The following is a 13,031-nucleotide window of genomic DNA, read 5'->3' as shown; positions in this document are numbered from 1 at the left end:
CTCAGCACGGCAACGCCGCGCGCAGGCTGGCCAGCATGTCGGCCACCATCTCGCGCAGCCCGTACTGCGCGCGCCAGCCCCAGTCCGCGCGCGCCACCGCGTCGTCGATCGAATCCGGCCAGCCCTGCGCGATCGCCTGGCGATAGTCCGGTTCGTAGCGGATGCGGAACTCCGGCACCTGCTCGCGGATGGCAGCGGCGATCTGCGCAGGCGTGAAACTCATGCCGGCGATGTTGTAGCTGCCGCGCTCGCTCAGCCGGTCCGCCGGCGCTTCCATCAGTTCGATGGTGGCGCGGATGGCATCGGGCATATACATCATCGGCAGGGCCTCGTCCTCGCGCAGGAAGCAGGTGTAGGGCTGGCCCTTGACCGCCGCATGGAAGATGTCGACGGCATAGTCGGTGGTGCCGCCGCCGGGCGGGGTCTTGTGCGAGATCAGGCCGGGATAGCGCACGCTGCGCACGTCGACGCCATGGTTGGCGTGATACCAGCGGCACCAGCCCTCGCCCGCCTGCTTGGAAATGCCGTAGACCGTGGTCGGCTCCATCACGGTCTTCTGCGGCGTATCCACGACTGGCGTGGTCGGGCCGAACGCCGCGATCGAACTGGGCCAGAACACCCGCTCCAGCCCGTTCTGCCGCGCCAGCTCCAGCACGTTGAGCAGGCTGGTCATATTGAGGTTCCAGGCCCACTGCGGCGCCTTCTCGCCGGTGGCGGACAGCGCCGCGGCCAGCAGGTAGACCTGGGTGATGCCATGGCGCTCGACCACCGTGGCCAGCTCGCCGCGGTCGGTGGCGTTGAGCATTTCGTGGGTCAAGTGCACGTGCCGGCCGGTGGGCACCACGTCGGAGGTGACCACGTTGGCGCGCCCGTAGCGCTCGGCCAGCGCCAGCGCCAGTTCGGAGCCGATCTGGCCGTTGGCGCCGACGATCAGGATCTTCGGTTTGGCATCCGCCATCAGATCAGCCCCAGTTCGCGGCCGGCCTGGCCGAAGGCGTCCAGCGCCGCCTGCAGCGTGGCCTCGTCATGCAGCGCGCTCATCTGCACGCGGATGCGTGCCTGCCCCTTCGGCACCACCGGATAGAAGAAGCCCACCACGTACACGCCCAGCTCCAGCAGCCGCTGCGCCAGCTGCTGCGCCTTGTCGGCGTCGTAGACCATGATCGGGATGATGGGGTGGTCGCCCGCCTTGACGTCGAAGCCGAGCCGGTCCAGCCCGGCGCGGAAGAACGTGGTGTTGCGCTCGAGCCGGTCGCGCAGCTCGGTGCTGCCTTCGAGGATATCGAGCACCGCGATCGACGCCCCCACGATGGCCGGCGCCACCGTGTTGGAAAACAGGTAGGGCCGCGAGCGCTGGCGCAGCAGCGCCACCACTTCCTTGCGCGCACTGGTGAAGCCGCCCGATGCCCCGCCCAGCGCCTTGCCCAGCGTGCCGGTGATGATGTCGATCTTGCCGAACACGCCGCGCGCCTCGTGCGTGCCGCGGCCGCGCGGGCCCATGAAGCCGGTGGCATGGCATTCGTCGATGCCCAGCAGCGCGCCATACTCGTCGCACAGCGCACGCATCTGGTCCAGGCGCGCGACGGTGCCGTCCATCGAGAACACGCCGTCGGAAAACACCAGCGTGTAGCGCGCACCGTCGGCGCGGGCTTGTTCCAGCTGCGCGCGCAGGTCGTCCATGTCGTTGTGCTGGTAGCGGTAGCGACGCGCCTTGGACAGGCGGATGCCGTCGATGATCGAGGCGTGGTTGAGCGCATCGCTGATGACCGCGTCCTCCGCCCCCAGCAGCGTTTCGAACAGCCCGCCATTGGCATCGAAGGCCGAGCCGTAGAGGATGGTGTCCTCGGTGCCGAGGAAGGCCGACAGTCGCGCCTCGAGTGTCTTATGCAGGTCCTGCGTGCCGCAGATGAAGCGCACCGAGCTCAAGCCGAAGCCGTGGGTGCGCAGCGCTTCGTGCGCGGCCTCGATCACGCCCGGGTGCGACGACAGGCCCAGGTAGTTGTTGGCGCACAGGTTGATGACCTCGCGGCCGTCGCTGGTGCGCACGCGCGCGCCCTGCGGGGTGGCGATCACGCGTTCGTTCTTGTACAGCCCGGCGTCGCGGATGGACTGCAGCTCGTCGCGGATGGACGCATAGAACGCCTGGGCATTCGGCATGGCTTGGCTCCGTTGGGTCGATGGGTCGATGAGGGTGACGGCGGATGTGCTACGATCCGATCGATAAATCGAACATGTTCTGTATATCGAACGTTTTGCGCAATATAACGAACATCATTCCATGACGCAAGCCCTGCTCCAGACCCCGCCGGCCGAGGGGCCGCCCGCCGTCGGCATGGCGCTGCAGGCGCTGCGCCAGCAGCAGCGGCTGTCGCTCGACGAACTGTCGCGCCGCGCCGGGGTGTCCAAGTCGATGCTGTCGCAGATCGAACGCAACCTGGCCAATCCGACCGTGGCGGTGCTGTGGCGCCTGGCCAATGCGCTCGGCGTGAGCCTGACCGACTTCCTCGCCGGCGGCGCCGCGGAGCGTCCCGGCGGCGGCATCACCGTGGTCCAGCCGCACGCGATCCCTTCGCTGAAGAGCCCGGACACGCGCTGCGACCTGCGCATCCTGGGCCCGATCGAGCTGGCCGGGCGCTTCGAGTGGTATGAGCTGACGATCCAGGCCGGCGGCGTGCTGGCCTCCGAGCCGCACGAGGCCGGCACCCAGGAACACCTGTCGGTGCTGAGCGGATCGATGACGGTGCGCGCGGGCGCCGATGAAAAGAAGCTGCGGCACGGCGAGACCGCGCGCTATGCGGCCGATGTCGCACATGCGATCTCCAATGGTGGCAAGACCACGGCCACCGCACTACTGGTTGTAGTGCATCCGGGCTGACGCGCAAAGGCAGGCGGCCGCGCCCGCCGCGGCGCGGCCCGGGCCGCTCAGCGTGCGCCGGCGGCAGCGAGGATTTGCTCGATCTGCCAGTAGCCGCGCTGGCGCGCATGCTGCAGCGGCGTGACGCCATCGCCGTCGGCGAGGTTCACGTTGGCCCCGGCCTGGACCAGCAGTCGCACGATCTCGGTATGGGCGGCACCGCCGTTGCCGAGGATGATGGCTTCGAGCAAGGCCGTCCACGTGAGCCGGTTCACGTGATCCACCGCCACGCCGGCCGCGATCAGCATGCGCACGGTTTCGACATGCCCGCGCTCGGCGGCGGGAATCAGCGCGGTGCCGCCGTAGCGGTTGGTGCTGCGCAGGTCGGCGCCGTGCGCCAGCGTCAGGCGCAGGATCTCGTTGAGGCCGCGCGCGCCGGCATACAGGTAGGGACTGTCGTGGATCGCGTCCTGCGCGTTCACGTCGGCGCCGGCATCGATCAGCACCCGTGCCGCCTGCACGCGGTTGTGGTGCGTGGCCAGCAGCAGCGCGGTGCGTCCCTGCGCGTCGCGCGCGTCGATGCTGGCGCCCTGGGCCAGCAGCGCGCTGACCTGCGCGGCGTCGCCGCGTGCCGCGGCCTCGCGCAGTTGTTGCTCGGGCGCTGCGTCCGCGGCGGCGGCAACGGATGTCAGCATCGCAATGAACAGGGACAGGGAAAGGGAAAGGAACCGGCGCGCCACCAGCATGTGGAATCCTTCAGGGGTGCATCGGCCGCATTCTGGCACGCCGCCCGCGCCAGGCGAAGTTAAGGATTCGAATGCGCGCCAGTGCCAACCGCAATAGCCAGGCGGCGCCCGAATACGCTCTATAGCAACCCGCGCCACCGTGCCCGCGCACGCTGTCCTATAGTCGCCAGGCCCGCATCACGTCCGCCTGCACGGGCCAGGCCCTGACCGGAGACAATGCGTGTCGACAACCGAAGCCTATCTGCTGGATTCCATCCGCCTCGCCATGGAGAACGTGCGCGAGCGCAATACCTGGCCCTTTGGCGCCGTGGTGGTCAAGGACGGCATGGTGCTGGCGCGCGCGGTCAACGAGGTCGATGCCACCTGCGACCCCAGCGCGCATGCCGAGATGCAGGCGGTGCGCGCCGCCAGCCGTGCGCTGGGCAAGCCCGACCTGAGCGGCTGCACCGTGTACGCCAGCGGCTATCCCTGCCCGATGTGCCTGACCGCGATGTACCTGGCCGGGGTCGAGGCGGTCTACTACGCGTATTCCAACGAGGATGGCGCCCCTTACGACCTGTCGGCCGAGCGCGGCTACGTCGAGCTGGCCCGTCCGCTCGACCAGCGCGAGATGAAGCTGGCCTACGTGCCGGCCCGCGACCAGGGCATCGACCTGTACGAAGCCTGGCGCGCGCGCCAGGCCTAGCAAGCGCGCCGGGGCATGACCGGGAGCGGATGGCTGCCGCTCCCCCTGCCCACGATGCCGGCTTGGCCATCGCCTTGTCACCGGGACCGGCTAATATGGGGATGACGGCGCTGCGACAGTGGGTCACATGTAACGGCGGGCGGCGGGGCGGAACCGCGCGCGACGCCTTCCGTCAAACCAGTGGATTGCGCGCGACACCGGCTGGGCCCCGTGGCTGCGCTGCGCATTGCAGCGCAACATGCGCAGCGCCTGCCGCGTCGTCTTGGCGACCCGTGTTACGCCCGTATTACCCCTTTCCGCCGGCGCGATGTCGCCGCGCAGACTCCCAGCAAACGCCCCCCTCTAGCCAAGGAGACGAACGTGCTGAGCCCGCATGAACTTGCCACGCTGCTGTTGCTGAGCGACGGCCCCGATTCCCTCGATTCCACCGATTCCCGCCAGATCGATCCCACCGACCTCAAGGCCCTGGTCGAAAAGCAATTCGTTCACCTCGAAGTCCTGCACGGCTGCCGCCAGGCGCCGCGCATCACCAGCCACGGCTATTCCATGCTCAAGGCCATGGGACGCTGAGGCTGAGGCCGCGGCGCGCGCCGACTTGCGGCAAGCGCCGTCCGGCCCACTTGCAACTCCACGGAGGACACCACGGAGGCCACGATGACATTGGACCCGGGGCCCGCTGCCGGGGTCGCGGCAGATCCCGACGCGGCGCGCCGCCGCTTCCTGCGCGACCTCGGGCTGCTGGCCGCGGCCGGCATCGCCCCCGGCACGGCCGCGGCGGCGACGCCCGCGGCCTGCCTGCTGACGCCGGCGGCCACCGAAGGCCCGTTCTACCTGGACGATGCCCTGTTACGCGCCGATATCCGCGACGGCCGTCCCGGCCAGCCCTTGCGGCTGCGCATGCGCGTGGTCGACGCCGGGCGCGGCTGCGCGCCGGTGCCGGGTGCCCTGGTCAGCATCTGGCACTGCGATGCCCAGGGCCACTACAGCGGCGAAGGCCACGGCGACCCGCAGGCGCGCTTCCTGCGCGGGGTCCAGCCGGCGGACAGCGACGGCGTCGCCGTCTTCACCTCGATCTATCCCGGCTGGTACGCGCCGCGCGCCATCCATATCCACTTCAAGGTACTGCTCGGGCGCGTGCAGGCGCTGACCAGCCAGCTGTATTTCAGCGACGCGCTCAACCGCCAGATCCTGGGCAGTCATCCGGCCTACCGCGCGCACGGCGTGCCGGCACGCGCCACCGTGCAGGACCCGATCGCGGGTCCGCGTCCCAACCTGATGGCAGTGCGCGAGGCCGCCGGCGCGCCGGGGATGCTCGAAGCCAGCTTCACGGTCGGCATCGCGCGCGCCTGAGCCCGCTTCACGCGCAAACCGCAGGCCCCTGCGGCTCCACGAAGTGCGCCGACGCACACCGCGCGGGTAATCCCTAGATTGTGGTTGCCTGTGCCTTTCCTACCATGAAGGGAATCACGGGCCACTCGCCCGGCAGACCTGCCCGTTCGCAGGCCTGCCGCGCGTGCGCTGACCCGGCATGCTCCAGCTTTTCCCGACTTTTCCGGTGTTCGCGTCAGTGGCGAGTGGCCTTGGTCCTCACGGCCGGCACGCTCGCGGGTAGTCCCACACTCATCAGAGGGAGACGGTCATGGCATCCAGGGCGAGGAAATCAGATGGGCGGAGCAGCGGCCGGGACAGCGGCGTGTCCCGGCGCGGCTTCCTGGGCGGCGCCGCCGGCGCTGCCGCGGGGGCGGCCGCCTTGGGCTTCCCGGCCATCGTCAAGGCGCAGGGGCCGGTCACGATGCGCTGGCAGAGCACCTGGCCGACCAAGGATATCTTCCACGAATTCGCCGGCGACTTCGTCACCAAGGTGAACGACATGTCGGGCGGAGACCTCAAGATCGAACTGCTGCCCGCGGGCGCGGTGGTCAAGGCCTTCGACCTGATCGACGCGGTCAGCAAGGGCACGCTGGACGGCGGCCATGGCGTGATCGCGTACTGGTATGGCAAGAACTCGGCGCTGGCGCTGTGGGGCTCGGGCCCGGCCTGGGGCATGGACCCGAACATGCTGCTAGCCTGGCACAAGTACGGCGGCGGCAAGGAACTGCAGCAGGAGATCTACCGCAGCCTGAACCTGGACGTGGTGTCGTTCCTGTACGGGCCGATGCCGACCCAGCCGCTGGGCTGGTTCAAGAAGCCCATCACCAAGCCGGAAGACTTCAAGGGGCTGAAGTTCCGCACCGTCGGGCTGTCGATCGATATCTTCACCGGCCTGGGCGCCGCCGTGAACGCGCTGCCGGCCGCCGAGATCGTGCCGGCGCTGGACCGCGGCCTGCTCGATGCGGCGGAGTTCAACAACGCCAGCTCGGACCGCGCGCTGGGCTTCCAGGACGTGTCCAAGATCTGCATGCTGCGCAGCTTCCACCAGTGCTCGGAGCAGTTCGAGATCCTGTTCAACAAGAAGCGCTACGACGCGTTGCCGGCCAAGCTCAAGGCGCTGATCGCCAACGCGGTCGAGGCGGCCTCGGCCGACATGTCGATGAAGGCCATCGACCGCTATTCCAAGGACTACCAGGCGCTGCAGCAGCAGGGCGTGAAGTTCTACGCCACCCCCAACTCGGTGCTGCAGGCACAGCTGAAGGTCTGGGACGAGATCGTGGCGCGCAAGGAAAAAGAGAACCCCATGTTCAAGAAGGTCAATGATTCGATGAAGGCCTTCGCCCAGCGCACCACACGCTGGCAGAACGATACCAACGTCGACTACCGGCTGGCCACCAGCCATTACTTCTCCAAGCGCGGCTGAGCCCCCCGGGACGCGCACCGTGCAGCGCCTGCTGCTGGGTATCGACTGGCTCAGCACCTTCGTCGGCCAGGCCGCGTCGTGGCTGATCATCGGGCTTACGCTGATGATCAGCTACGAGGTGTTCTCGCGCTATGCGCTGGGCACGCCGCACGCGTGGGTGTTCGACGCCAGCAACATGCTGTACGGCACGCTGTTCATGCTGGCGGGCGCCTATACGCTGGCCAAGCGCGGCCACGTGCGCGGCGATATCCTCTACGGCTTCCTGTCGCCGCGGCTGCAGGCCGGCATCGACCTGGTGCTGTACCTGGCCTTCTTCTTCCCCGGCGTGATCGCGCTGGCCTGGGCCGGCATCGACTTCTTCGAGGTCTCGCTGGCGCAGAACGAACACTCCTCCATCGCCGCCGACGGCCCGCCGATCTATCCGTTCAAGGCGGTCATCCCGCTGGCCGGCGCACTGCTGCTGCTGCAGGGCGTGGCCGAGACCATCCGCTGCATCATGTGCCTGCGCAGCGGCAACTGGCCGCTGCGCGAAGGCGATGTCGAAGAGGTCGACGTCGACAAGCTCAAGGAGATGGTGCAGGGCACGCCCACGGTCGAGCAGGCCGAGGTCCCGCCAGCGCGCGACAACCCGCCGGGAGCCGGCCGATGAGGAAGGAACTGTGGTTTGGCGTGTCGCTGATGGTGCTGATCGTCGGTGCCGTGGTCTGGTTCATGCCGGCTCCGGCGGACTGGACCAGCGGCCACCTGGGCCTGCTGATGCTGGCGCTGATCGTGGTGGCAATCATGCTGGGCTTTCCCACCGCGTTCACGCTGATGGGCATGGGCGTGCTGTTTTCCTGGCTGGCCTACCGCAACGCCAACCCCGAGATCGCGGTACAGCAGACGCTGGACCTGATGGTGCAGCGAGCCTATGCGGTGATGACCAACGATGTGCTGATCTCGATCCCGTTGTTCGTGTTCATGGGCTACCTGGTCGAACGCTCGAACCTGATCGAGAAGCTGTTCCGCAGCCTGCACCTGGCGCTGGCGTGGATCCCGGGCTCGCTCGCGGTGGCCACGCTGGTGACCTGCGCGATCTTCGCCACCGCCACCGGCATCGTCGGCGCGGTGGTCACGCTGATGGGCCTGCTGGCCTTCCCCGCCATGCTGCGCGCGGGCTACAGCACCTCGATATCGGCCGGCGCGGTGACCGCCGGCGGCTGCCTGGGGATCCTGATCCCGCCTTCGGTACTGCTGATCGTCTACGGCGCCACCGCGGGTGTCTCGGTGGTGCAGCTCTATGCCGGGGCCTTCTTCCCCGGCCTGATGCTGACTGGCCTCTATATTCTCTACATCGTGCTGCTGGCCAAGCTCAAGCCGGCACTGGCACCGCCCCTGGCAGCATCCGAACGCGTGGTGCCGCTGCCGCCGGTGGCGCGCACGCTGGAAGCACGCGGCGCCACCCATGCCCTGCCGGCGCTGGGCGCGGGCCTGATGCGCGCGCTCAAGGGCCCGCGCAATGCCGAGGTGCCGGCTGCCGTGTTCGCGCGCCAGCTCGGCATCGTGCTGCTGCCGGCGCTGGCGACAGCGCTGGTGATGGGCACGATCTATAGCGTGGCCACGGCGCCGGCTGCGGGCATCGCCGTCGAAGCGCCACTGTCCCTGGGCGGTGCCGAAGAAAGCAGCGCGGCGGTGGACGACCTGGCGGCGCCGCCGTCCGAAGAACCGGCGGTGCCAGCCGCGGCGGCACCGTCCACGCCTGCTGCACCGGCCACCTCGGCGACGCCCTCGGCCACGGACGCGCGGGCGCCATCGGCACCCGCCGCGGCAACCGCCGCAGCGCCGCGCTGGTTCTGGATCACGCTGGCGGTGGTGGGGCTGCTGCTGGTGTATTTCTACTGGCGCTTCAGCTTTGCGCGGGTCGAAATCTTCAAGATGCTGCTGACGTCGTTCTTCCCGCTTGCGCTGCTGATCCTCGCCGTGCTGGGCTCGATCGTGTTCGGGCTGGCCACGCCCACCGAGGCCGCCGCGGTCGGCTCGCTCGGCGGCGCGCTGCTTGCCGCCGCCTACCGCCAGCTGAACTTCCGCGTGCTCAAGGAATCGGTGCTGCTGACCGCCAAGACCAGCGCCATGGTGTGCTGGCTGTTCGTGGGTTCGTCGATCTTCTCGGCCGCGTTCGCGCTGCTGGGCGGGCAGGCGCTGGTCGAGCAGTGGGTGCTGTCGATGAACCTGTCGCCGGTGCAGTTCATGATCCTGGCGCAGCTGATCATCTTCCTGCTGGGCTGGCCGCTGGAGTGGACCGAGATCATCATCATCTTCATGCCGATCTTTATCCCGCTGCTGGATAATTTCGGCATCGATCCGCTGTTCTTCGGGCTGCTGGTGGCACTGAACCTGCAGACCGCCTTCCTGTCGCCGCCGGTGGCGATGGCGGCGTTCTACCTGAAGGGCGTGGCGCCGCCCCATGTCACGCTGAACCAGATTTTCGCCGGCATGCTGCCGTTCATGGGCATCCAGCTGATTGCGCTGGTGCTGCTCTACGTCTTCCCGGGAATCGGCCTCTGGCTGCCGACCGTGCTGTACCGCTGAAGTCGCTGCACCTCAACGCGCCGGAAGCCGTTTCCTATACTGGTTGGCAATGCCAACCGATGCCGCCCTCGCCAGCCCGCCTGCCGACACCAGCTTCCGCACCGACATTCCCGGGCGGCTCGACCGCCTGCCGTGGTCGCGCTGGCACTGGCGCGTGGCGATCGCGCTGGGCGTCGCGTGGGTGCTCGATGGGCTCGAGGTAACGCTGGTCGGCTCGGTCGGCGCGGTGCTGGAGCGGCCCGATACGCTCGGGCTAAGCGCGACCGAGGTGGGCTGGTCGGGCTCGCTCTACATCGCCGGCGCGGTGCTGGGGGCGCTGGTGTTCGGGCGCATGGCCGACCGGCTCGGGCGCAAGCGGCTGTTTCTGGCCACGCTCGCGGTCTACATGGTGGCCACGCTGGCGACCGCGTTCGCGCCCGACTTCGCCTTCTTTGCCGCCTGCCGCTTCTGCACCGGCCTGGGCATCGGCGGCGAGTATGCCGCCATCAATTCCGCCATCGATGAACTGATTCCCGCGCGCGTAAGGGGGCGCGTGAATCTGGCCATCAACGGCAGCTTCTGGCTCGGCGCGGCGCTGGGCGCGGGGCTCAGCCTGGTGCTGCTGGATGCGCGCGTATTCGGCCCGGTGTGGGGCTGGCGCGCCTGCTTCGCGCTGGGCGCGGTGCTGGCGGTGGCGATCGTGCTGGTGCGCCGGCATGTGCCGGAGAGCCCGCGCTGGCTTGCCACGCACGGGCGGCTCTACGAGGCCGAGCGCATCATCGCCGCGATCGAAGCCGAAGTGCGCGCCAGCCATGGGCCGCTGCCGCCGGTATCGCCCGATTGCGCGGCGCTGGCGATGCGCCGCCGCGCCGCGCCCGGCGTGGGCGAGGTCATGCGCCTGCTGCTGCGGCGCTTTCGCCAGCGCAGCCTGATCACGCTGGCGCTGATGGTGGCGCAGGCCTTCTTCTACAACGCCATCTTCTTCACCTATGCGCTGGTGCTGTCGCGCTTCTACGGCGTGCCGGAAGCGCGCGTGGCGCTGTATATCTTTCCGTTCGCGCTCGGCAACGCGCTGGGGCCGCTGCTGCTGGGCCCGCTGTTCGACCACGTCGGGCGCCGGCGCATGATCGCCGCCACCTACGTGCTGTCCGGCCTGGGCCTGGCGCTGACGGGCTGGGCCTTCGTGCAGGGCTGGCTCGACGCGCGCACGCAGGCGCTGTGCTGGTCCGCGGTGTTCTTCCTCGCCTCCGCCGCGGCCAGTTCCGCCTACCTGACCGCGAGCGAGGTGTTTCCGCTGGAGATGCGCGCCCTGGCGATCTCGGTGTTCTACGCCGTGGGCACCGGCACCGGCGGCTTCATCGCGCCGCTGCTGCTGGGCGCACTGATCGAGAGCGGCAGCCGCGCAGCGGTGGCAGGGGGCTACGGCTTCGGCGCGGCGCTGGTGATCGTGGCCGGGCTGCTGGCCTTGCGCTTCGGCGTCGATGCCGAACGCCGTCCGCTGGAGCATATCGCGCCGCCGCTCGGCAGCGACGAATAGCGCATCTGTGCGCCCCGCTGGCCTGCCGAATTAAGCAGTGCTACAGCCTCCTCTTACACATTCTTACAGCAAGCGAAGGGGCAACTGACTAGCCTTAACTCACCCGCGGCGGCCTGAGTGCGTGAATCTTTGCTTCAGCGGGCCGCCATGTCTTGGCCATCGACTGGCCATTGTTCAACTCTGCCTGGATGAAGCCGGGCAACTCCACGGGCTGCACGCCGCTGCATGCGGTATGTCGGTCCGATTGCAAAGTGCGCCGATACGGCTCAGCCACATCGCGCGTGCTGCAGACAACAAGCTGAATTGGGGACTTGCAAGCCGGGCCACGCGCGACAGCCCTTGCGCGACGCCACACGCTTGCCTGACGGATACGCTCGCCCGGCATCCATGCGCCGGATGCCGGCGGGGATGCTTTTTGACTTTTGCTTGCCGGAGAACAACACCATGGCCGACCAGCGCAACAACCCGCCGCCGCGCCCCCACTCACTGACCCCGGCCCTGCTGCGCCAACCCCCGGGCGAGGGGCTGGTGCAGCGCCCGCAGCCGGTCGCCGTGCCGCTGTGGCACATCGTGCCGCGCATGGCGGGCTACGGCGTGGTGCTGTTCATCATCTGGGCCGTGCTGACGATCATGTTTCCAAATGTGTTTACGCGTTCGTCGGAGCGCGCGGTGGTGAACAGCCCCGTCAGCCTGGTGACATCGCCGGTGGAAGGCGTGGTGATGAAGCAGATGGTGGCCGCGGGCCAGCCGTTTACGGCCAACCAGGCGCTGATGGTGGTGCAGAACCCCAACATCGACCGCTCGCTGCTGGTCGACCTGACCGGCAAGAAGCTCGACAACCAGCAGCGCTATGACTCCGCCAAGGCGCGGCTGGAAAGCAACCGCCGGCTGATGGCCGCCACCGACCAGGACCTGCAGCGCTACAACAGCGCCGCGCAGCGCGAGCACGCCACGCGCGTGCGCGCGCTGGAAGCGCGGCTGGCCTCGGCCAAGGCCCAGGAAGACCAGCAGCAGGAGGTGGTCAACCGCAACCAGGGTATGCAGTGGGCCGGCGCGGTCAGCGAGGCCTACACCAATGCCTCGCGCTATCAGCTGTCGATGCTGTCCAACGCCAAGGCCGCGGCCAAGGCCGAGCTCGACAACGCCATCGGCGAAAGCCAGGCGTCGCGCAACAAGGTCTATGCCTCGTCCACCGACGGCCCCAGCGCCACGCTCGCGCAGCGCCGCCAGGTGCTGGGCGCGGAAGCGGCACAGCTGACTGCCGAGCTGGAGCAGCTGGAAGCCTACGGCAAGTCCGTCGACGCCATGATCGCCACCGAGCAGGAACGCATCGAACGGCTGTCCAACCTGGAGATCCGCTCGCCCGAGCCCGGCACCATCGAAGACCTGATCGCGCAGCCGGGCATGCGCGTCGCCGCCGGCGCGACCCTGGCGCGCGCCAGCAACTGCGCGCAGACGCGCGTGGTGGCGGTATTCCCGCGCAGCCTGAGCGACAACCTGCTGCCCGGTGCGCGCCTGAACGTGCAGGTGGACGGCGTGCCCAGCGCGCTGCCGGCCTCGGTGGCCGAGGTGCTGCCGCGCGCGCCGGACGGCGACCAGGCGCGCTACTTCGTGCCGTTCCCGCCGATCGAGAAGAACGAGATCTATGTCATCGCCAAGCTCGACCGCCCGCTGGGCAACCTGCCGGCGAAGGCCGGCGCGGCGTCCGGCAGCGCCGCCGCGCCCGCCACCGCGGGCACGGCAGCGGCGGCGGCGCCGGCGCAGTCCGGACACTGCGGCATGGGCCGCTGGGCCCGCGTCACGCTGAACCAGAGCTGGCTGGGCCAGTTGCGCGCCTCGCTGTAAACGCCCGCGACAAGGAGAGCCGG

12 protein-coding genes are annotated in these 13,031 nt (G+C 69.0%); 9 read left to right on the top strand and 3 right to left on the bottom strand.

Going from position 1 to position 13,031, the window contains the following annotated elements; genetic code table 11:
• Position 1 precedes the first annotated feature (1 nt).
• Together A3AG_RS0104550 and kbl are read right to left on the bottom strand one after the other, a co-directional pair.
• The gene (locus A3AG_RS0104550) at positions 2 to 958 is read right to left on the bottom strand and encodes an L-threonine 3-dehydrogenase (protein WP_018004283.1); all 957 of its coding nucleotides are present in this window, start codon (positions 956 to 958) and stop codon (positions 2 to 4) included.
• Positions 958 to 2,157, bottom strand: a complete 1,200-nt coding sequence (gene kbl / locus A3AG_RS0104545) for a glycine C-acetyltransferase (protein ID WP_018004282.1) — start codon at positions 2,155 to 2,157, stop codon at positions 958 to 960. The genes A3AG_RS0104550 and kbl overlap by 1 nt, the downstream gene beginning before the upstream one ends.
• A 121-nt stretch (positions 2,158 to 2,278) precedes the next feature.
• Here kbl and A3AG_RS0104540 point away from each other — a divergent pair, with 121 nt between their 5' ends.
• Positions 2,279 to 2,875 carry a helix-turn-helix domain-containing protein gene (locus tag A3AG_RS0104540; protein WP_018004281.1) on the top strand — a complete coding sequence of 199 codons (597 nt, stop codon included), beginning with the start codon at positions 2,279 to 2,281 and terminating at the stop codon, positions 2,873 to 2,875.
• Between the two features lie 47 nt (positions 2,876 to 2,922).
• Here A3AG_RS0104540 and A3AG_RS0104535 read toward each other — a convergent pair whose 3' ends face one another.
• Complete coding sequence (locus A3AG_RS0104535; protein WP_018004280.1) at positions 2,923 to 3,600, bottom strand: ankyrin repeat domain-containing protein; 678 nt, start codon at positions 3,598 to 3,600, stop codon at positions 2,923 to 2,925.
• A gap of 220 nt (positions 3,601 to 3,820) precedes the next feature.
• Between A3AG_RS0104535 and A3AG_RS0104530 the strand changes: the two genes are divergently transcribed.
• The 8 genes from A3AG_RS0104530 (at position 3,821) to A3AG_RS0104495 (ending at position 13,008) form a co-directional block, all read left to right on the top strand.
• Positions 3,821 to 4,285, top strand: a complete 465-nt coding sequence (locus A3AG_RS0104530) for a nucleoside deaminase (protein ID WP_018004279.1) — start codon at positions 3,821 to 3,823, stop codon at positions 4,283 to 4,285.
• Positions 4,286 to 4,645: 360 nt separating this feature from the next.
• Positions 4,646 to 4,855: a hypothetical protein gene (locus A3AG_RS0104525; protein ID WP_018004278.1), complete on the top strand. Its 210-nt coding sequence runs from the start codon at positions 4,646 to 4,648 to the stop codon at positions 4,853 to 4,855.
• Between the two features lie 84 nt (positions 4,856 to 4,939).
• A complete protein-coding gene (locus A3AG_RS0104520) occupies positions 4,940 to 5,635 on the top strand; it encodes an intradiol ring-cleavage dioxygenase (protein WP_018004277.1) in 696 nt (231 codons plus the stop codon).
• Between the two features lie 289 nt (positions 5,636 to 5,924).
• Positions 5,925 to 7,079 (top strand): TRAP transporter substrate-binding protein, encoded by a 1,155-nt coding sequence (locus tag A3AG_RS0104515; protein WP_051073474.1) that lies wholly within the window; start codon positions 5,925 to 5,927, stop codon positions 7,077 to 7,079.
• 19 nt (positions 7,080 to 7,098) lie between these two features.
• Complete coding sequence (locus tag A3AG_RS0104510; RefSeq protein ID WP_018004275.1) at positions 7,099 to 7,728, top strand: TRAP transporter small permease subunit; 630 nt, start codon at positions 7,099 to 7,101, stop codon at positions 7,726 to 7,728.
• Positions 7,725 to 9,647: a TRAP transporter large permease gene (locus A3AG_RS0104505; protein WP_018004274.1), complete on the top strand. Its 1,923-nt coding sequence runs from the start codon at positions 7,725 to 7,727 to the stop codon at positions 9,645 to 9,647. The genes A3AG_RS0104510 and A3AG_RS0104505 overlap by 4 nt, the downstream gene beginning before the upstream one ends.
• A gap of 49 nt (positions 9,648 to 9,696) precedes the next feature.
• Positions 9,697 to 11,163: an MFS transporter gene (locus A3AG_RS0104500; RefSeq protein WP_018004273.1), complete on the top strand. Its 1,467-nt coding sequence runs from the start codon at positions 9,697 to 9,699 to the stop codon at positions 11,161 to 11,163.
• 444 nt (positions 11,164 to 11,607) lie between these two features.
• The gene (locus tag A3AG_RS0104495) at positions 11,608 to 13,008 is read left to right on the top strand and encodes an HlyD family secretion protein (RefSeq protein ID WP_018004272.1); all 1,401 of its coding nucleotides are present in this window, start codon (positions 11,608 to 11,610) and stop codon (positions 13,006 to 13,008) included.
• Positions 13,009 to 13,031 lie beyond the last annotated feature (23 nt).

Origin of the sequence: Cupriavidus neocaledonicus (genome assembly GCF_000372525.1) — a bacterium.
Lineage (GTDB): Bacteria > Pseudomonadota > Gammaproteobacteria > Burkholderiales > Burkholderiaceae > Cupriavidus > Cupriavidus neocaledonicus.
The sequence above is the reverse complement of the archived record's forward strand: the minus strand, read 5'-3'. Positions and strand labels throughout refer to the sequence as shown.